The following is a 19845-nucleotide window of genomic DNA, read 5'->3' on the forward strand; positions in this document are numbered from 1 at the left end:
ATAACCCGCTCGCGCTTCAATCGTTCGAACAGATCGACAAACGAGTCAAGCGTGCTTTGATACGCTAAAAAGCCTGCCTTCCTGCTCTTCGACATATCGGTCACCACCTCCATGGGCCGGCCAAGATCGGCGTCCGTATGCCACCACGATACGAGCTTTTCAATCGCCGGCTCCTTGAGTTCATGACGCGCAGCGATGGCCTGCCAATCCGGGGCGCTGTCCTGCATCCGGCTTTCTAACGGACGCGTCACGCCATCGAATGGAGCGGCCTCGATCTCGAAGTAGTTCGCGATCTGCGACCACATCCACTGCCATCGGAATACATCGCCGTTAGCGACGTTGAAATCTTCATCCGCTGCTTGCTCGCTAGTCGCCGCCCACTCCAGATGCCGTGCTAATAGGCGGGCATCGGTCATATCGGTCAACCCGTTCCATTGCGTGGCAGAGCCGGGGAATACAAACGGCGCGCCGCTTTCCTTGCACAGCGTGGCATACACGGCGAGCGTCACGCCCATGTTCATTGCATTGCCGAGCGCATAACCAATGATGGTATGCGGGCGATGCACGCTCCATGTAAAGCCGAAGCGAGAGGCGGCATCGAACAGCCTGTCCTCTTGTTCGTAATAGAAGTTGTCGACCGGCTGACGGCCTTGCTCTTCGCGAAAGGGCGTCAAGGGCACGGCACCGCTCCCGTATGCCTCGAACGGGCCAAGGTAGTGCTTCAGCCCCGTGACCAGCGCCGCATGACCGCCTTGAAGCGATGGGCCCACGACGTTCAGCACATTGCTCACCATTGCGCCGTTGACGCGAATATTTTCCTTCTCGGTCGCCTGGCGCGCCCAAGCCGTGAAGAACACGGCGTCCACGTTCAGATATTTCAGGGCAGCCGCGACTTCGTCGGGCGCGGTGAGATCGGCGGTCAGCGCGTGCACGCCGGCAGTCGGCGTACCGCGTCCGCGCGACAGGCCGGTGACGTTCCAGTCAGCGGCCAGGAGATGCTCGGAAAGCGCCGTCCCGATCACACCGCTGGAACCGACGATCAAGGCTCGTTTTTGCATGGCGATCCATCATTGGAAGTCAAAGAAAAGAGCTTATTCGATAGTGGAGCCGCCTTTCGCGATAGTATTTCATCTAATTCATGAAATATTTTCGCTAATGATATGGCATCTTCTGAAGGTCTGAAAGGTATCGCTCCCTTTGTCTATGCGGCTGATTCCGGCAGTTTTGCGTCGGCCGCCGAGCGTCTTAACCTGACAAGCTCGGCAGTCAGCAAAAGCGTCGCGCGGCTGGAGGAGCGGCTTGGCGTGCGCTTGTTCGAGCGAACGACGCGCTCTCTCGCGCTCACCGATGCAGGCTCGGCGTTCTATGAAACGTGCGTGCGCATACTGCGCGAGCTCGCTGAAGCCGAAGCAATTTTGGCTGCTCAAAAGATCGAACCGATGGGGCGCATTCGCATCGACTTGCCGGCAACATTTGGCCGCCTTGCGGTGCTGCCCATCGTGACGAAACTCTGCGAGCAATATCCTAATCTGCTGCCGCATGTCACGTTCACGGACCGGTTTGTCGATATCGTCGAAGAAGGGGTCGACGTAGCCGTGCGCATTGGCGCAATGAGTGAGTGGCCCGCATCGATCGCGCACCACTATGTCGGCAATGAGCGTCTGATCTTTTGCGCTTCGCCGGGCTATCTTGAGCGACGCGGTGAGCCGATGAATACCGACTCGCTGATCGAGCACGACTGCATCTGTTACGGACGGCCCGATGGAACCGTGAGTTCATGGACCTTTGCTGCCGAAGGGGGGGCGGTCGTGAAACGCGCGCTGCCTTATCGCCTTGTGTTCGGTGATGCAGAGGCGCAGCTCGCAGCCGTGGAGGCGGGATTGGGGATCGCACAACTGGCGACGTGGCTGGCAGATGGCAAGCTGCGCTCCGGCCGGCTTGTCGAAGTCTTGAGCGGCTTCGCAACCGATGGCCTGCCGCTATTCCTGATCTGGCAGAGAGCACGCCAACTCACGCCGAAAGTGGCGGCGGTGCTGGACATGCTAAGGGCATCGCTCGCGGTGCGATGATGGAACGCCGTCATGATTCAATGCAATGATTCAATGCGAAGGCCCCCGTCCGGGGGCCTCGCCGCGAACATCGAAGTAACTTACTGCACGCTGCGTGCCGCGGTGATGATCGCAGCCGCGACGTCCGCCGGCTTCGACAGCATCGCCACATGACTTGCATCAACCTTCACTACAGTCGCGCCGATCTGTTGCGCCATGGCGGCCTGCAAAGGAGCGGGAATCATGCGGTCCTTTTCCGTCAATACCCACCACGACGGCTTGTTATGCCACGCGGCTTCGGTCACCTTGTCGTCGCTACAACCGGCGAACCAAGGACCTTGAGTCGCTGCCACGACGCGAGCTTGTGCAACCGGCAAGTCCTGCGCGAAGTCGTGGATGATTGCATCGGTGGACAGCGTCAGGTATCCAGCGGAATCTTTCTGCAGCGAGGACGCCCACGATGGCGCCGGCTTTCCTTTCAAAATGTCATTGATCGACTGGTCCTTGTCGGGCGCAAAAGCGGCGACATACACCAGCGCTTTCACCTTGTCGTCATTACCGGCTTGCGTGATCACTGCACCAGCCCAGGAATGACCCACCAGGATGACCGGACCGTTTTGCTGCTCGATCACGCGCTTGGTAGCAGCGGCATCATCGTCGAGCGACTTGAGAGAATTTTGTACCGCCACTACGTGCAAGCCTTTTGCCTCCAGAATCGGGATGACCTTGTCCCAACTCGATCCGTCGGCGAACGCGCCATGCACCAGCACCACATTCTTTCCCTTCAGGTCATCCGGGGCAGAGGCGGCGCTTGCCGGGGTGAATGCGGAGAGCGACAGCAGGCCGCCGAGCAGCAGCGTAGCGGCAAGGCATTTTTTGAGCAGGGTGTTCATAATGTGAATCCTCCAGGGGAAATAGGGTTTGGACGGAAATTAGTGTGCGGAATGGAGAATGCGCTGATCGGGCAATGTCTTGTATCGGTCAAATGACCGAGCCTGATCCGAGGACGCATCTGTCGGACGCTTACATGAGCAGCGAAAACTGAGGCGAAATTGATGCAAGACGACTCTGCAATCCGGGTGCTGGACGCTGTCAAGGCGCTTGCGTTTGTCGGCGACCTCAGCATGGGGCAGCCCACCGATCATTCGATGCGTACCGGCTGGCTTGCCGGCCGGCTCGCCGCCGACGCCGGCCACGACGCCGCGCAGTGCTGCGTCGTCAAGGAGGTGTCGCTGCTGCGCTGGTCGGGCTGCACGGCAAATGCAGCGGGTTTTTCGGAGTGGCTGGGAGACGATGTCGGCAGCAGGGCGAACATGCTTGCGATGCGGCCCGGTTGGGCCGGCGACGAAGCGCCGGGAAACGTCGGCGCGACCATCACGCCGCTGGCGCAGATTCACTGCGAAGTATCGGGCGAGGTCGCGCGCATGCTCGGCCTGGCCGGCGCAACCCAGGTGGCGTTGCGGCACATTTTCGAAAGCTGGGACGGCGGCGGTTTCCCGCAACAAATGCAGGGCGGCAAGGTGCCCGATGCCGTGTTTCTCGTTGCGTTGGCCGGCGATATCGAAATTTTTAGCCGCATCTACGGAGTCGAGCAGGCGAAGGCGCTGATCGCGCAGAAGGCGGGCCGTCAGTATCCTCAAGCGCTCGCGCAACTGGCCTTGTCGCGCGCGGCAAACTGGCTGGACGAGCTTGAGCAGTGGAGTGCATCGGCACGCGATGAACCCTTGAATACGCAGCCGATGCAACAAACGAGCGCGCCGGAAATCATCGCCGATGTGATCGACTTGAAGCTGCCCTGGATGGCAGGCTATTCACGGCGCGTGGCGAAAGCAGCGGCGGCGTGCGGCGCGCGTTTGAGTTTCGATGAGGAAACCCAGCGCAGCGTGTATCTCGCTGGTTTGATCCACGGCATGGGACGCGCGGCTGTGCCCAATTCGGTATGGAATACGCCGGGTCGTTTGCCTGCGGCTGCGTGGGAGAAAGTGCGGCTGGTGCCGTATTGGACCGCACGGGCAGGCAAGCAGATCGGCGCGCTCGCTCGCGAGTCGGAGATTGCATCGCTTGCGTATGAGCGGCTCGATGGATCGGGCTATTTCCGGGGTGCAGAAGGCGGTGGCATAGCGCGCGAAGGCCAGGTGCTCGCTGCGGCCGCCGCATGGGTCGCGATGCGCGCCAAGCGTCCCTGGCGTGCGGCGCTATCTTCCGAAGAGGCTGCAACATCGCTTCGTGAGCAGGCATCGGCAGGGCGCTTCAATGCCGATGCTGTCAACGCGCTGATCGCAAATGCGCGTGACGAGTATGACGGGGGCGGAGGGGGTATTAAACCCCGCCCGGCCCAGGCAACGCTGTTGTCGCCACGGGAATCGGAGGTGCTCCGTCACATTAGCCTGGGCGCGAGTAACAAGGAGGTTGCGAAGGTGCTGGAGTTGAGTCCCAGCACGGTGCGCACGCATGTGGAAAGCGTGTTCCGCAAGCTTGAATGCTCGACGCGCGCTGCGGCCACCTTAAAGGCGTCGACACTTAAATTGATTTGATATCGATTTCAAATCAAATGCCCCGGGAAGCGGCAGGTCTGCAACCCGGAGGCAACCAGAATCAAGGGCGCACTTCCTCCGAAGTCAGATCGCTGGTCAGGCCGGTGTTGCTTGTCATCGGCTGGACGTGCTCTTCAAGCGGAACCGCGACGGGGACTTTCGGCGTGTCAAACAGCGGCCTCTCAGGATGCACGAACAACCAGAGCACCGTGCCCACTCCAGCCGCCAGTGCGATGACGACCAACGCGCTCCCCCAGTTACCGGTAAGCCGCACCATGAAAGCGACGCTAACGGGTCCTGCGACATTCGATGCCGCTCCCCACAGGTTGGTCCACCCAGACATCACGCCGGTGAAATCCCGCGCCAGGTCCTGAGCTGCCGACCAGACAACCACTTGCACGAACCCGACCGCAGCGAAAGACAAGCACAGGAAACCAACGACGGCCGCAATATTGACGGCATAGGAAGCCAGGCAGAGGGCGATGGCGCTAACAAGAAATCCCACCATGGCAACCGGAGCGCGAGCGGCCCAGACCGATTGAGTGCGCTTCAATATCTTGTCGCACACGATCCCCGCCACAAATACTGCTACGAACACGGCGATCCAGGGAAGCGATGCCGCGAACCCCATCGACTTAAGCGAAAGTCCGCGTGCGCGCATGAGATAGGTCGGGAGCCATGTCGTGTAGAAACTCTGGATCAGGACCAGCAGGAAGTACTGGATACCGAAAAGCCAGAAGCGCGGGTGCCGGAGGCACTTCAGAAATACCCCTTTGGCAACTGCCTCCGGTTCCGACTGTCCCGCTGCAATATACGTCGCTTCCTCAGCGGTGACTAACGGATGCTGCGCGGGAACATCGCGATAACCGAACCACCACGCGATCCCCAATATGAGGCCGATTGCGCCGAACACGTAGAAGACCGAGTGCCAGCCGAACTGCAAGATCATCCAGGCGGTAAGCGGTGCTGAAATGATGGGTCCGAGATAAAGGCCGCCCAGGAGAAAGGAGTTTCCCTTTGCGCGTTCATTCCTGGGAAACCAGCGTTTCACCGCGAGTATGCCGCTAGACCAGTCGGCGGATTGTGCACCTCCGAGCAGCGCGCGGCAGCCCACGAGCCAGCTAAAGCCCACGCCTAACGGCGTCACGATCATCATCAGGGACCACAGCGCGCTCGTTCCAAACAGGACCTTTCTCGAGCCATGACGCTCGGCCAGTCTGCCGGCGGGGACCTGCCCCAATGCGTATGTCCAGAAATAAATCGTCAGGATCACTGACATCTCGACAAGCGACAGACCCAGTTCCTTCTGGATCGTAGGTGCAGCGATCGTCATTGCAGCGCGGTCCAGCGTCATGACGAACGTAATGGGAGCGATCAGCAACGAAACAATCCCCCACCGTAAATTGCCGACTCTTTTGGGCATTCTCACTACTCCAAGGATAATTAACCACGCGCTTTATATGGAATCACTGCTACCGCTGCGGTCCTGCTGATCACTGTCTCGTCGTTATCGCTTTATCGCTACGTCATCGTCATCGTCATCGTCACGCTTCAGGCGGAGGGGAGGCTATTCAACCTTTCCATGCAGATGTCATGCGTGCGCGTTGTTTGCGCCAACAGAACCGCGGCCGAGACAAGCTCTTCGTCAGCGCCGTAGATATGAAATAGTCCATCCCCGGGCTCGACCTGCTGACCCACTGTGGCGAGAAGATCCACGCCCGCGCCGAGGTCCGCTGGAGCGCCGGCTTTTCGAGCGATTCCGCCGATGGCCCAGCCGTCGATGCCGGATACGATTCCCCCTTGCTGCGCCACGACCGTCTGACGATACCCAGCCGGCGAAACTGGTGGTACTCGCCGGCCTTGGCTATCGATAATCCTTTCGAATGCACTACGCGCCCGGCCGGAGTAAAGCAGCGACTCTGCAAACTGCCGCCCCTTGGAAACAGTGCCAATGGACGGCGCCCACGCAAGTATCTCCGCCGCGAAACAGAGTGCTTTTTCCCGCAGGTCGGCGGGTGCGTCCGGATCGTTGTCCAGGACCTGCTTCACGTCACGCACCTCCAGTGCAGGTCCGATGCCCCGCCCGATCGGGCCGCTGCCATCGGTGACCATCGCCTTTACGTGCAGCCCCAAGCCCGCTGCCACATATTCGAAAAGGTTACCTAAAGTGCGCGCTTCGTGTTCGTCCTTGAGTTTTGCGTTCGGGCCGTAAGGAAGATCGATGATGACGTGAGTGGATCCGGCCGACCACTTCTTGGACAGAATCGACGCCACGGACCAGCGGTTCGAGTCGAGGCCCAGCGGTCTGGTAAATGCATTGATCCGGTCGTCAATCAACGAGTGATTCAGCCGTCCGTTCCACGCAATACAGGCGCGCGCTTCACTGACGCAACGACGTACCTCTTCGCTCGTGAGATCGACACGTGCAACCGTTTCCATCGCGTCGGCAGTGCCTGCGGCAGAGGTGATCGCTCTCGATGACGTCTTCGGCATTGCAAGCCCGAACGCCGCCACAATGGGTACGACGATCAACGTAATCCGGCTACCCGGAACGCCGCCCATTGAATGCTTGTCAACGAGGATTGGCTCGTCCCATTCGATCCGGGGCGACAGCTTGCACCTGACCCTTGCTAGCGCAAGCACTTCGGCGTCGGACAGGTTTTGCGACGCGTGCAAGAGGAACGCGTTGATATTCCGGTCCGAGTAACGCAGTGCAAGGATGTCGTCGAGCACTACACCATATTGAGCTTCGTTCAGTTCATCGCCTGCAATCTTCGCCTTCAACGCGCGCATGCTGGGCGCAACGGGCTGTGTGGCGCGGCCGAGCGCCGCGACGAAACGTTCTATCCCTTGCTCAAGCGTGCCGTCATTGAGCACCTTCAGGACCTCGACATCCGCGGAGGTCGGTTCGACCTGACGCGTTACGCGTTTTAAAACCTCGTCCGGCGTTTCCCTACCTCGTCCGAGAATTCGCGCGGCCAGCACGGAAGCTGGCGCGCTCACTTCGACAATCACCAGTCGCGGCACGCGGCGTGAAAGCTCGTCGATCATTGCCCGCGATCCGTTCGCGATGACGTGTTGCCCCCGCGAAATCGGATGGAGGAGTTCACGGCGCAAACCGTATCTCAGTCCGTGTGCCGACCAGGTAATCAGGAATTCCCCTTGGCCGTCGAGACGCGCGAACTCAGTTTCATTAAGCGCTTCGTGATCTTCACCCGGGGAGCCGTGAGGGCGGGTGACGACCCGACGCGCAAAGACGAAATCGCTTAGGACTTCACGCGCTCCGTCAATCAGAGAGTCTTTGCCGGCGCCGCTCGGGCCGACCACAAAGAAGAAAATTCCATCGGACATAAGGGGGTTACTCCGCCTCGTCCAGACCGATATCAACGCACACGGAGGCCTGGTTGATCTTGCTTGTGGAGATATAGTCGACGCCCGTCCTGGATATTTCCCCGATCGTCGCGAGATTAATACCGCCAGACGCTTCAAGCTTCGTACGGCCATTGACCAACTCCACGGCCTTCGTCATTTCCGCTACCGACATGTTGTCGAGCATGATGACGTCAACGCCGGCTTCCAGCGCTTCCTCGACCTGCTCGATGCGATCGCATTCCACCTCGAGCTTCGTCAATACCGGCAGATGCCGGCGCGCACGCTGCACAGCCTTCTTGATCCCGCCGCAAACCGCAATGTGATTGTCTTTAATCATCACGCCGTTATCAAGCCCGAGGCGATGGTTCAAGCCCCCGCCACAAGTCACCGCGTGTTTCTCCAGCATGCGCAAACCGGGTGTGGTCTTGCGTGTGTCGATCAGCCGTGCACGCGTTCCTGAGACCGCCTTGACGTACTCGGCCGTGAGATTGGCAATGCCGGACATGCGTTGCACGATGTTAAGTGCCGTGCGCTCGGCGGTCAGCACGCTTCGTGCATTGCCCTTTACGTCAAGAAGCACCGCCCCTTTCTTTACATGGTCACCGTCCTTGACGCGTACGACGACGTCGAGCGTTGAATCGTAGCGCTTGAATACACGGGCTGCGACGTCGATGCCCGCCACGATCAGGTCTTCGCGAGCATTCATGAAGAATGCACCCGTTTCGTCCGCTTCGATCATGACCTGTGCGGTGAGGTCACAGTACCCAATGTCTTCGGTCAGCCACATGTCGATCAGGCGATCCGTTTGAAATACGTCGTACATTGTCAGTCTCCGAGTGTATAAAAAAGCGTGTTTCTTGCTCGACAGGGGCATCGGCAGAGGTGTTCTTTGCCCTGACGTCGAACATTACAAAATGTCGGACTACGAAATAGATAAGATTTAATGCGTAATAGTGAAAAGCCCGCTAAGGCGTCTTAGTGGAATTGATGCACTGGTTGCTTCAGCCTGCAATTACAACGTCTACGCTCAAAGACTGCTCCGAGCCATGACGTTGAGCGCGTCAAAAACATATTGGCGGCGGTGACGATCCCGCACCTCGCCTGAGCCGGTATCGCGTTTGCGTCGACAACTAATGGCAAGTACTCGCGAGCAACGTGCCCTAAGCCAACTCTTCTTGACGCCATTCCTGCAGCACAGGCCGGCCGGAGCGACGGCGAAGAAATCTGCCCGATACCCAAAGTCCCGGTCATCTGGTCGACTCCTTCTAAGCGCGGCGTCTGGTGGCGTTCGATATCTAAAAGTCTAGTGTTCACATTATAATTTGGCAAGATATCTAAGTATATTTTTGTTGGTGCACGTGTGCTTTAGTTTGGTGAAAACCCTAATTAAATGCATCATTTAAGGGAATACCCCATCTAAACGGACTTGCCGAGAGATAACTTTTTCCAGGGAAAATGCAATGTGTACACTCTATATGACCTTGTTTGACCAAGGTCGGCAACGACCCGCTTGAGAGCAGCAGGGAGCGAGAGCGTGAAGCACGCTCGGCAGCAGGGCAGCAATCTGAAAAAACACCAAAGAACGCGAAGAGAACTATCAAGTATCTGAGCTTCGTGCCGTACACCGCTAAGTACACTTCTATATAAAGACCTCATGAAACGGCTTACATTTCAGCAACAGTTGTGGATTCCTTTAGCGCTTTCCCTGATTTGCCTGATCTCTGTGGCGGGCTTTGGGGCATACCAGACTCGCGAGGTCCGCCTGCAAGAAAGGCAGCATTCGTTGAAGGATGCGGGAGATATCGCGATGAGCATCACGCGACGCTACGCGGCGCTGGCCGCTGACGGAACGTTATCGACGCCTGAGGCGAAGAAGCAGGCACTCGCGCAATTGCGGGCAATCCGTTACGGCACTGACGGATACGTATCTATCGTCGATTCAGATTGCCACGCGGTCATGAACCCTTCGAAGCCGGAGACGGAGGGTAAATACTTTGGCGACTATCAGGACTCCAACGGGAAGTATGTGTACCGTGCGATGGCCGAAATCGCGAAGGGTTCTGGCGATGGGTTCGTCGACTACGCCACTCCCCGGCTTGGTTCGAAGGAACCCGTACGCAAGCGCAGCCACATTGCAACCTTTAAACCTTGGGACTGGTCGTTCGTGACGGGCGCCTATCTGGACGATATCGACGAGGCATTCAATGCATCGCTGCGCCAGTTGGTGGTGCTCGTTGCGCTTATTGCTGCCGTGCTGTCTGGGGTTGTGTACTTCGTGAACCGCAGGTTGAATCGGTCGCTGGGCGGCTCGCCTGAATATGCGGCCCTGGTCGTGAGCGCGACTGCGGGCGGTAATCTGGCGCAACACATAGACCTGCAAGCCGGCGATCGAGGCAGCCTTCTGTTCAGGCTGCAGGAGATGCAGGCGCAACTGCGTCAGGCCGTGGTTGCGATCATCGGCGCGGCGCAGTCCATTGGAACGTCCACGGACGAGATATCGTCAGGCAATTCGGACCTGTCACGAAGAACCGAAGAACAGGCTGCGTCGCTGGAAGAAACTGCTGCGAGCATGGAGCAGCTCACGTCTGCGGTGAGACAGAATGCCGACAACGCACGGCAAGCTTCAGTACTGGCCGGCGATGCATTCTCCATTGCCAATCGCGGCAACGAAGTCGTCTCGGAAGTCGTCGCGACCATGGACGAGATCACCGATAGTACGAAACAGATTGGAGAGATCCTCGGCATGATTGAAGGGATCGCTTTCCAGACTAATATCCTTGCACTCAATGCGGCGGTCGAGGCCGCGCGAGCGGGCGAACACGGCAGGGGTTTTGCTGTTGTTGCATCCGAAGTTCGCAATCTGGCGCAGCGCTCCTCGACTGCTTCCAAAGACATCAAGCGACTGATCGATCATTCGAATGGCCGCGTTCAGAGCGGCGCCACACTCGTCGATAATGCCGGCCAGTGCATGAAGGAGATCCTGGTTTCAGTTCAACGCGTCACTGCGATCATGAAGGAGATTGCGTCGGCTTCCGAGGAGCAAAGCGACGGCATTGAACAAGTCAACAAGGCCGTCACCCAAATGGATGAAGTCACGCAACGAAACGCGGCGCTGGTTGAAGAGGCGGCAGCGGCTGCCGTGTCAATGCGCGAGCAGGCTCATGGGCTGGTAGAAAGTGTTGCTGCGTTTCAGGTTAACTAAGCTTGGATTTGGTGCCTTGAGTTTCGCTGCAACCAGCGTTGCGGCGAAACTCGCTTAGCGATAGTTCAGTCCAAACCTCGACCCGCTTTAAGAAATCCCTTCTGGCGGCGCCACTTTTCCCAAGACCGGATACATGCGTGCGACCTCCTGAAGGTCCGCTTCCATCTCGGCCACTAGCCACTCCTTTACCCGCTCCACATGCGGTCGTGCGGGACGTTGGCCACTGATCAGTTCGTAGTGACGGCCCGTTATGACAACGTGCCGGGAAGCCGGAACCAACTGTCCCGTTCGCAATGCATAAGACACGCCGGACACCCAGCCTAGCGCTATGCCACGGCCGATCATGGCGGTCTGGAGCACCAGCGCATAGTCGGAGAAGATCAGCGGGTCATCCGGCACTGTCCCGGCCATGCCGACGCGTTCGTGAAAATTTTCCCAATTGATTGTTGTCGGCACTAACTCGATCAGCGTGTGCTTAGGCAAATCGCGCGCGTGATCAAGCGGCCCATGATTCTCAAGATAAGACGGACTGCAAACCGGCACGATGACTTCCGGCGTGAAGGTCCAGCTTTGCTGGGATTTACGTCGCTGGTCCGCTGGGCGTAACGCGAGATCGGCTTCGTCGGTGGTGCCCTGAAGGACACCGCTGATTACATCGAAACGCAAGCTGATTTCAGGAAACGCGCTTTGAAAGCGTTGATATCTCGGCATTAGCCAGTACGCAATGAAAGCGCTGGAGAGCGACAGGGTGACTGTCTGCGTGCGCTGCTGCCGCTGCTTGATATCGGTTACAGAACGCTTGATATGCCCGAAGCCCTCATTCACACCGCGTTCGAGCAACAGCCCGTCGTCCGTCAGCACGAGCCCGGCGCGCGAGCGAACGAACAACTGAGTGCCTAGCGCTTTCTCCAGTCTCACGATCATTCGACTGACGGCGACCTGCGTCACGTTCAGTTCATTCGCCGCGCGGGTAATGCTTTTCTCCCGGGCGACGACCTCGAACACCACCAGCGAATTCATTGACGAGCCGAAGTTGCGTAGCGTATCCATAACATTATGTTGGGATCGAAAGAGCAAATGTCATTTGACGGAGTTTAATGCGCTGCCTATGTTCTAGCTATTCAAACACGGGTCAAAGCAGGCGTCGATAACCATAACATTCTGTCTGGGTCCGTGCATTGGATGTTTGAAAAATGACAGCGTGCGTGCCCGCCAACCCATCCATTCCATCCATTCCCCAAGCCAAAGGTAAGTTCAATGACCCGTCCTCCACGGAGCCACGACCCGTTGCTGCAGCCGCTGCGGATCCGACACCTGGTGTTGAAAAACCGGATTATGAGTACGAGCCACGCGAGTGGTTTGACGGAAAACGGTTTGCCGCTCGAGCGCTACCAGCGTTATCACGAAGAAAAGGCCATTGGGGGGATTGGGCTGAGCATGTTCGGCGGCTCGTCGGTTGTGAGCCGCGACAGTTCCAACGTGTTCGCGCAGATCGATCTCACCGATGATCGGATCATCCCGTGTTTTCAGGCGTTTTCCGAGCGAATGCATAAACATGGCGCTGCGCTGATGTGCCAGCTTACCCACATGGGGCGGCGGGGAAGTCCGTACGCATCGGACTGGTTGTCGACTATTGCGCCGTCGCGAGTGCGCGAGACGCTGCATCGAAGCATTCCACGCGAGATGGACCACAGCGACATTGCACGCACCATCCGCGACTTCGGTCATGCGGCCCGGCGTTGCAAGGACGGGGGGCTCGACGGTGTTGAAACCCTGGCTGGCGGGCACTTGATCGGGCAGTTTCTCAGCCCCATGACTAACCGGCGGACCGACGAATATGGCGGTTCCATTGAAAATCGATGCCGCTTTGTGCTTGAGGTTCATGAAGAGATCCGCCGGCAGGTGGGCAGTGACTTTATCGTCGGTATTCGCTATGTCATCAACGAGGCGCTGGAAGGCGGCCTGACTTCCGCCGACGCGCTGACGGCGGCCAAAATACTCGAAGCGTCGGGCTTGATCGACTTCTTCAACGTGGTCTACGGGCGCATGGACACGGCGGCCGCGCTTGCCGATGACAACATGCCGACCATGTACGCCAAGTCAGCGCCGTGGTTGCCGGCAGTCGCCGCGTTCAAACGCGAAGTGTCGTTGCCGGTGTTCCATGCAGCGAAGATCGCCGACCTTGCCAGCGCGCGTTATGCAGTGTCGGAAAACATGCTCGACCTGGTTGGCATGACGCGTGCACATATCGCCGATCCGCATATTGTTAAGAAGCTGATCGACGGCGAAGAGGATCGCATCCGACCCTGCGTGGGCGCATCATTTTGCCGTGCTCATCAATCTGCGTGCATTCACAATCCGTCAACGGGACGCGAGACCTGGATCGCACACGAGGTTGATCGAGCCCAACGCTCCGGCCGCAAAGTGGTGGTGATCGGCGGAGGCGTGGGCGGTCTCGAAGCCGCGCGCGTTGCTGCGCGGCGCGGGCATCAAGTGGTGTTATTCGAAGCGGCTCCCAAGCTTGGCGGTCAGGTCTTGCTCGCGCACACGGGGAGCTGGCGTAAGGACCTGATCGGGATCGTGGACTGGCGGGCGAGCGAGCTGGATCGTCTGGGCGTGGATGTCAGGACCGGCGCCTATGCCGACGCTTCCGTAGTGCTGGCTGAGCATCCCGACGTTGTGATTGTTGCGACTGGCGGGATGCCCGATCTCGATGATTTGCCGGGGAACGAACACTGTACCTCGGCCTTCGATGCGCTGACCGTGCACGTCCCTGCATCAGGAAGCGCGATCGTTTACGACGGTACCGGCCGGCATGTGGCGGCAACATGTGCCGAGCGTTACGCGCAAGCTGGCATCGAAGTAGAGCTGGTCACGCTGGACGGATGTTTTGGCGAGGAACTGGCGGGACGGGGAGATCATATTGGCTGGCTGCGTCGTTTCAACGAATTGAAGGTTGCCCTGCGACACAATTTGCGGCTCCAGCGGGTAGAGCGTCTGCCTGGCAACAAATGCCGCGCCTGGTTCACGCATGAACTGACTTCGGAGCCGGTTTGCATGGATGCGGATCATGTTGTGGTCGAGCGCGGCATGATGCCCGTCGACGATCTGTTTCATGAGCTGCGCAGCGAGTCAGTGAACGAAGGGAAAGCCGACCTTGATTGCCTCTTGCTCGGCAAGGCTCAACCGTGGATGACTGAGGAGCCTGCTGGTTACGAACTGTATCGGATTGGTGATGCGGAATCGTCGCGGAACATTCATGCGGCAATCTTCGATGCTTTCCGCCTCGTGCGAACCATGTAGTGTCCCGCGAGGATCAACCGGTTTAACGCAATGAATATGATTCGGATGTCGAACTATTATGAACCAGTCGATTTTTAAAAATTGATCGTTTATTTGCGAAAGCTATTGTGTTTCGCTTGAGCAATTGATTTGGGAGACGTTTTGATGAGCACACACTGCAAGTTGGACCGGATCGACCTGAGAATTCTTTCTCGCCTACAGACGCATGGTCGTATTACTAACGTTGAGCTTGCCGATGCTGTCGGCCTATCCCCCAGTCCTTGCCTGATTCGCGTGAAGCGCCTTGAGAGCGCGGGCTATATCGCGGGTTATGCCGCGCAGATCCTGCTGGAGAAAATGGGCGATGTCCAGAGTGTGTTCACACAGGTCACGCTCGCGGACCACCGGCGTGAGGATTCTGCGCGCTTCGTCGCGGCCATTCGCGAGGTGGACGAAATTGTTGAATGCCATCTGGCGAGTGGCGGCTATGACTACTTGCTCAAGTTTGTCACCCGCAGCGTCGGGCACTATCAGAGCCTGATTGAGGACTTGCTGGCGCGGAACATCGGTATTGAAAAGTACTCTAGTTACGTCATGATCAAGTCGCCGATCATGAAGAATGCTTATCCGCTGGAGACCTTGTTTTCACACAACTATTTCTGATCAAGCCGGCCAACCTCAGCCAGTTGAGTGCTCTGGTCGCGTTGTGCCGCGAAAGGCGTATTTGTTAATTCCCGCTCGCTTGGTGCTTGCGTCGTGCGCTTGCTCAATCACTTGACCAGATCGTCCAGGCGCCGGTCATCAATGCCGGCAGGTTCCAGATGAGCGACCACATCGGCTGCCTGGAATATCGATCGCACCGCGTCTTCTGCATGGTCTCCAATGCTGTGGCCTTGTTCAACCGACATGGCTCCGTCCACCTCGACGTGGAATTCCACGAACACCCGGTCGCCGCCATGTCGAGTGCGGATGTCATGCACGCCCTGAACGCCTTCGCAACCCAGCACGGTGGCCCGGATCCGCTCGCGGTCCGAGGTGTCGAGTTCCCGGTCGAGCAGCTGAATCAACGCTTGCTGTGCCATGTCCCGCGCATTCCATAGCATGTAGCAGGAAATGGCCAACGCACCTATTGCGTCCGACCGGGTCCACGCAAAAAAGCGTTCAAGCGCGAGCGCGACCAGCACGGCAATGTTCACCGCAACGTCGGTGACATAGTGCGCCCGGTCCGCGGCAATGGCTGTCGACCCGGTTCGTTTGACGACATAGGTTTGCAACGAAACGAGTCCGCCTGCAGCGATCAGGCTGGCGATGATTACCCATAAACCGAAGCCCATGTCGGTGAGCGGTTGCGGGACGAACAGGCGCTGGATCGATTCAATTCCCAGTCCCACGGCCGCGCCCGTGAGCAACAAGGCTTGCACCAGCGCGGCTACGGCTTCCGCTTTGCCATGTCCATAACGATGACCCCGGTCGACAGGACGCCCTGCATACCGGACGCCTGCGAAGGTGACGAAGGACGCGACGACATCGACCAGGCCGTCGGCCGCAGAGGTGAGCAGCGCGATCGAGCCCGTCGCAAGCCATGCCCAGGCCTTGACGCCGACCAGGGTGAGCGCGACAGCGAGCGCCATGATCGAGGCGAACCGGCGCAGCTTTTGATTCGACAGGTAATCGGACATGGGCGCGCGTCTCGCTTCTCGTTCAGGCTTCTCGCTTAGTAAGCCGTCATGCTACGACACTCGCATGCAAACGCTGGAAATGCACGGCTTGGCATTGGATGAACGAGCACTTGCATGAGGCGCGCGTGCGAGAAGCTGGCGCAACGCCGCTTTACTCACCGGTCGGCTTGCTTGAATTCGTCGGAGCCCCCGTGCTCAGGATCTTTAGATTACGAATCCGCCTGAAAGTAGGATTGTCATGCAGCAAGCGGGCGGTGATATGCGCCACGGCGGCTTCACCGAGAAGATAATCAGGCACGCCGGAGACCGTATGGTGAGTCATGTGCTGATTGTAAGTTTCAGGTGCTTCGGCCGAGCTGTAGAAAAAATCGACTTCGTAAGTTGCCAAATTGAACTCCAATGGTGTGATCAATCGTTAAACAACCATTGATTTCATCGATTCTATCAAGAGGTGGCAATGAGCGAGCGCGACGGTGCGCCAAGCGAAATGTTTTAATCGGGCGGGGAGAACTGGCGGTGTCGGGCAAGGTTGATCAGGTTTTTGGGCGCACCCGCGGGGAATGAGTCTGCAGGGACTTGTTAAGCATCTGATTGATTCGTTCCCGTTGTTTCGGTGTTTCCGTACTTAAAATGGCTCCGAAAGAGACGAAACAGGGCGTATTTCGCACTTCATGACTAATGCGTGACTAAGGCGCGAAAAAGGTAATTAAAAAGAATTGCCTTTGTTCGCCCGATTTGTGTTCCCCTGAAGGGGGCACCCATTGCGTCGATATCAGTCGCGGGTGCCGGTCGTGCAGCGCTGCTGCACGACGGCCAAAGGAGAAGTCAGTACAAATGAATCGCCAGATCGTAGAAGAGTTGCTAGCCGGGCACGGAGAAGGGAAGTTGGTTGTAAGCCATCGCATACATGGCACTGACTTCGAAGTCATGGTTTCGCTGTTGCAAGCATCGGGAAACACGTTTGTCCGGGATTATTGTGCGCGGGCGCCCATTCTTGCTGGCACAAGCGGACTAAGCGATGCTGTCGCGAAGACCTTTACGGCCGTGCATACCGCCATTAATGGCGACCTGAAAGCCAAACCTGCAGGCATGTCCTTGTTCAAGTTTGTTTCGGATCCGACCCGGCGCGATGTGTTCGTCCGTCCATTCGACTAAAGCGTCGCCACGTTATCGGGCTTGCCGTTCATGCAAGGCCCGCGCTGGGCATCGCGCCTTGAGCGGCAGGTTCGGTCACGATCAAACCGTTGAGGCCGTTGCAGGCCGCGCCATGCACGCAATGGCCTCGTTTGAGCACTGTGTCGTCCAGTGGATGCGTCGCCTGCTGGCGGTGCAAATGGTTTTTCGCCAGAGCGGCACAGCCGCCTGGCAACCCACAGAGAAAAATGATGGATCTTCGAACCGTTAAAGAAATTGCAAAATTGAAGGCTCAGGTCGGGCCGTTGCAAAGGCAGTTCGCCGAGCGGTTGAATGCCGCCGTGGTGCAGGCCAAGAGCACGGCGGTCGCCGAATTCAAGAACCACTTTATCAAAGGCGGGTTCACGGCAGCTGGCGAGGCGAAGCGATACACCGCGGCCTATGAGGGCATGCAATTTTCGCTGGAGATTGCAGAGACGCGAGGAACGCTCTCGCTTTGCGAGTTTCACCTGGTGCCCCCCGCATCGATCAACGAAGCAAAGCTGACCGTGCACATGATTCGTAAAGGTCCGCCGTCGTCTGGACGGCCCTTGGCTGCGGAAGAGGCAAACTTGCTTCTCGATGCAGAGCGGAACCTGGCTGAAGCCCGGGCAGCACTTTCGTCGGCGGCGCCCGAGTTCTGTTTTATGGTTGTTGAAGAAGAAAATCCGGAATTGCCCACCGTTGATGTGGTGCTCGAAAACAGGCCCGTATTCGATACATTCGGTGGATTTCTCGTGAGCGTTTATCCGCAATAATTTTTCCGCAAGTCGCGGTAGTGCGGGGCGCTCTCTAGCGTCTCGCTTGTTCGACCGTCAATTCACTGGTGGGTATTCACGGTGATTTCCCGGTGAACGGTCAGGCTTGCATGGCAAGCACAATTCCCTCACTTAGCCGAAACCTCGTCAAGCATTACAACGTGGCGTGCTTCCGTGACATCGTCCGCCGGAAACAAACATTCAATACGCAGCTCCTGCGCGGCGATCGTCTGCGGAGTTCCTACAGTCGTGACCATGGAAAAATAACTCAGCACTTCATCGTCTTTGACGAAGCTGATGGGGATGACTGGCATGGTGCGTGTAGCGGGCGTGGCGTTCATCGCATGAGGCGATTTCCACGCTGTCTGGACATCGGGGTAGGCGAGGAGATCCGCGAGTAATCCTTGGGTTTTGTCATCAATGACGCGCCCCACGGATTCACGATAAACCCGCTGGATCAGGCTTTTTGCCACATCCTCCCAGTTGGCAACAAACGGGCGCATGCCTTCCGGGTCGAACATGAGATGCAGCATGTTGCGAGGGCTCTTGCGCGCAGACAGGTCGATAAAGCAATTGAAGAACCGTGGCGAGGATTCATTGGTCATGAGCACGTTCCAATAACGGTCCATTACCATCGCAGGAAAAGGTTCGTGCTGACGCAAGATGCGCCCTAGCGCGTTGGTCACACTCTGCATTTCGAGTGCGTCCCACGCGGTTTCCTGATAGATGGGAGCGTAGCCGGCCGCTAGCAATAATGGATTGCGTTCACGAAGAGGAATGTCCAGCGCCTGGGCTATATCCAGCAACATTTGACGGCTCGGAACGCTGCGCCCGCTTTCAATAAAACTGATGTGCCGTTGCGAGACGCCCGCATCAAGTGATAACTCAAACTGGCTTCTGCCGCGCATGTCGCGCCATTGGCGCAGCAGCAAGCCGAGCTCGCTGGCAGGTGGCTTTGCGTTGAGGCGTGGGGAATTCATGGGTCTCTCATTGGCAACAGGATTCAGGTCATTGTTCAGGCGCCACCGCGCGGGACATATAAGAATAACGCCTACGTTCGCGGTTTTTAATTCAGTGCACAAGAATACGCTTAACTCGATAAGTCGCAGCAACGACTGCAATCGCGCAGGGTTCGGCGCGAACCGATCCATGCGCGATCCTTTCGTCAGGCAGCCGTCCATGCCTGCGCCTTAAAGCGCTCTTCTACAGGCGTGCCAGCCATGTTCGTCGTGGTGGCGGCCATGGTGGACACACCAATGCTCGTGATGACTTCGAAAACCTGAAGCGCTGAATACCCCGCAGAAGTAAAGTTTACGATGTCTTCCTGGGATACGTTCCCTCGTTTTTGGATCAAGGCCCGGCTCATGCCCGACAGGGCCGCGTACTTCGGATCATCCGGCAATCTCCCTTCGCGGATCGCTTTGACGTCCGACTCCTTCATGCCGTCCTCAAGCGCAAAGGTGGAGTGAGCCGCAACGGTCCACGGGCATTTGATCGTGACCGCGTTGGTGAGCAGCAGAACCTGCTTTTCGCACTCGTCCAGGCTTCCGCCGTGAAAGCTTGAGAAGCTGGCTGCAAAGCCGTTGAGGAGCACGGGGTTGCCTGCCATGGTCGCCATCACGTTTGGTAAGAATCCAAACTTCTCTTCCAACGCACGCAATGTGGGTTTGGATTTTTCCGGCGCCGATTCGATTGTGTGAAGTGTAAAACTATGCATTCCTAACTCCTTTACCATTGATTGAACGAAATGTGTCTGTATCTCCATGCGACGCTTTTTTTAAACGCGGGTACCGCAAG

Annotated in this window: 17 protein-coding genes; 7 read left to right on the plus strand and 10 right to left on the minus strand. The window is 57.8% G+C overall.

Going from position 1 to position 19845, the window contains the following annotated elements; translation table 11 throughout:
• The coding region (locus tag ACSQ83_RS34245; RefSeq protein WP_436231161.1) for an SDR family oxidoreductase at positions 1 to 1058 on the minus strand (1058 nt) is incomplete at its 3' end.
• A 102-nt stretch (positions 1059 to 1160) separates the two neighbouring features.
• Between ACSQ83_RS34245 and ACSQ83_RS34250 the strand changes: the two genes are divergently transcribed.
• The gene (locus ACSQ83_RS34250; RefSeq protein WP_414954783.1) at positions 1161 to 2069 is read left to right on the plus strand and encodes a LysR family transcriptional regulator; all 909 of its coding nucleotides are present in this window, start codon (positions 1161 to 1163) and stop codon (positions 2067 to 2069) included.
• Between the two features lie 80 nt (positions 2070 to 2149).
• On the opposite strand, the gene ACSQ83_RS34255 is transcribed toward ACSQ83_RS34250, so the two are convergent.
• Positions 2150 to 2941, minus strand: a complete 792-nt coding sequence (locus tag ACSQ83_RS34255) for an alpha/beta fold hydrolase (RefSeq protein ID WP_436231162.1) — start codon at positions 2939 to 2941, stop codon at positions 2150 to 2152.
• A 162-nt stretch (positions 2942 to 3103) separates the two neighbouring features.
• Here ACSQ83_RS34255 and ACSQ83_RS34260 point away from each other — a divergent pair, with 162 nt between their 5' ends.
• Entirely contained in the window at positions 3104 to 4582 is a 1479-nt protein-coding gene (locus tag ACSQ83_RS34260) for an HD domain-containing phosphohydrolase (RefSeq protein ID WP_436231163.1), read from the plus strand.
• A gap of 61 nt (positions 4583 to 4643) precedes the next feature.
• Here the strand turns inward: ACSQ83_RS34260 and ACSQ83_RS34265 are convergent, their stop codons facing one another.
• From ACSQ83_RS34265 to nadC, 3 genes are all read right to left on the minus strand, one after another.
• Complete coding sequence (locus ACSQ83_RS34265) at positions 4644 to 6005, minus strand: MFS transporter (RefSeq protein ID WP_436231164.1); 1362 nt, start codon at positions 6003 to 6005, stop codon at positions 4644 to 4646.
• Positions 6006 to 6133: 128 nt separating this feature from the next.
• Entirely contained in the window at positions 6134 to 7933 is a 1800-nt protein-coding gene (phnN, locus tag ACSQ83_RS34270) for a phosphonate metabolism protein/1,5-bisphosphokinase (PRPP-forming) PhnN (RefSeq protein ID WP_436231165.1), read from the minus strand.
• 7 nt (positions 7934 to 7940) lie between these two features.
• Positions 7941 to 8777, minus strand: a complete 837-nt coding sequence (gene nadC, locus ACSQ83_RS34275) for a carboxylating nicotinate-nucleotide diphosphorylase (protein WP_436231166.1) — start codon at positions 8775 to 8777, stop codon at positions 7941 to 7943.
• Positions 8778 to 9608: 831 nt separating this feature from the next.
• On the opposite strand from nadC, the gene ACSQ83_RS34280 reads away from it, so the two are divergent.
• Positions 9609 to 11156 carry a methyl-accepting chemotaxis protein gene (locus tag ACSQ83_RS34280; RefSeq protein WP_414968016.1) on the plus strand — a complete coding sequence of 516 codons (1548 nt, stop codon included), beginning with the start codon at positions 9609 to 9611 and terminating at the stop codon, positions 11154 to 11156.
• Between the two features lie 87 nt (positions 11157 to 11243).
• Here ACSQ83_RS34280 and ACSQ83_RS34285 read toward each other — a convergent pair whose 3' ends face one another.
• Positions 11244 to 12206 (minus strand): LysR substrate-binding domain-containing protein, encoded by a 963-nt coding sequence (locus tag ACSQ83_RS34285; RefSeq protein ID WP_436231167.1) that lies wholly within the window; start codon positions 12204 to 12206, stop codon positions 11244 to 11246.
• Positions 12207 to 12413: 207 nt separating this feature from the next.
• Here ACSQ83_RS34285 and ACSQ83_RS34290 point away from each other — a divergent pair, with 207 nt between their 5' ends.
• Together ACSQ83_RS34290 and ACSQ83_RS34295 are read left to right on the plus strand one after the other, a co-directional pair.
• The gene (locus tag ACSQ83_RS34290; RefSeq protein WP_436231168.1) at positions 12414 to 14459 is read left to right on the plus strand and encodes an FAD-dependent oxidoreductase; all 2046 of its coding nucleotides are present in this window, start codon (positions 12414 to 12416) and stop codon (positions 14457 to 14459) included.
• Between the two features lie 144 nt (positions 14460 to 14603).
• Positions 14604 to 15101, plus strand: a complete 498-nt coding sequence (locus ACSQ83_RS34295; RefSeq protein WP_436231169.1) for an Lrp/AsnC family transcriptional regulator — start codon at positions 14604 to 14606, stop codon at positions 15099 to 15101.
• Positions 15102 to 15208: 107 nt separating this feature from the next.
• On the opposite strand, the gene ACSQ83_RS34300 is transcribed toward ACSQ83_RS34295, so the two are convergent.
• A complete protein-coding gene (locus ACSQ83_RS34300) occupies positions 15209 to 16117 on the minus strand; it encodes a cation diffusion facilitator family transporter (RefSeq protein ID WP_414954773.1) in 909 nt (302 codons plus the stop codon).
• Between the two features lie 151 nt (positions 16118 to 16268).
• A complete protein-coding gene (locus ACSQ83_RS34305) occupies positions 16269 to 16505 on the minus strand; it encodes a hypothetical protein (RefSeq protein ID WP_414968019.1) in 237 nt (78 codons plus the stop codon).
• Positions 16506 to 16951: 446 nt separating this feature from the next.
• Between ACSQ83_RS34305 and ACSQ83_RS34310 the strand changes: the two genes are divergently transcribed.
• A complete protein-coding gene (locus ACSQ83_RS34310; RefSeq protein ID WP_414954771.1) occupies positions 16952 to 17272 on the plus strand; it encodes a hypothetical protein in 321 nt (106 codons plus the stop codon).
• 131 nt (positions 17273 to 17403) lie between these two features.
• Positions 17404 to 18048 carry a hypothetical protein gene (locus tag ACSQ83_RS34315; protein ID WP_436231170.1) on the plus strand — a complete coding sequence of 215 codons (645 nt, stop codon included), beginning with the start codon at positions 17404 to 17406 and terminating at the stop codon, positions 18046 to 18048.
• A 128-nt stretch (positions 18049 to 18176) separates the two neighbouring features.
• Here ACSQ83_RS34315 and ACSQ83_RS34320 read toward each other — a convergent pair whose 3' ends face one another.
• Together ACSQ83_RS34320 and ACSQ83_RS34325 are read right to left on the minus strand one after the other, a co-directional pair.
• The gene (locus ACSQ83_RS34320; protein ID WP_436231179.1) at positions 18177 to 19028 is read right to left on the minus strand and encodes a helix-turn-helix domain-containing protein; all 852 of its coding nucleotides are present in this window, start codon (positions 19026 to 19028) and stop codon (positions 18177 to 18179) included.
• A gap of 185 nt (positions 19029 to 19213) precedes the next feature.
• Positions 19214 to 19765 (minus strand): carboxymuconolactone decarboxylase family protein, encoded by a 552-nt coding sequence (locus tag ACSQ83_RS34325; RefSeq protein WP_436231171.1) that lies wholly within the window; start codon positions 19763 to 19765, stop codon positions 19214 to 19216.
• Between the last annotated feature and the right edge of the window lie 80 nt (positions 19766 to 19845).

It is taken from the genome of Caballeronia sp. LjRoot29 (assembly GCF_964252755.1).
In the GTDB taxonomy this organism is placed as follows: Bacteria; Pseudomonadota; Gammaproteobacteria; order Burkholderiales; family Burkholderiaceae; genus Caballeronia.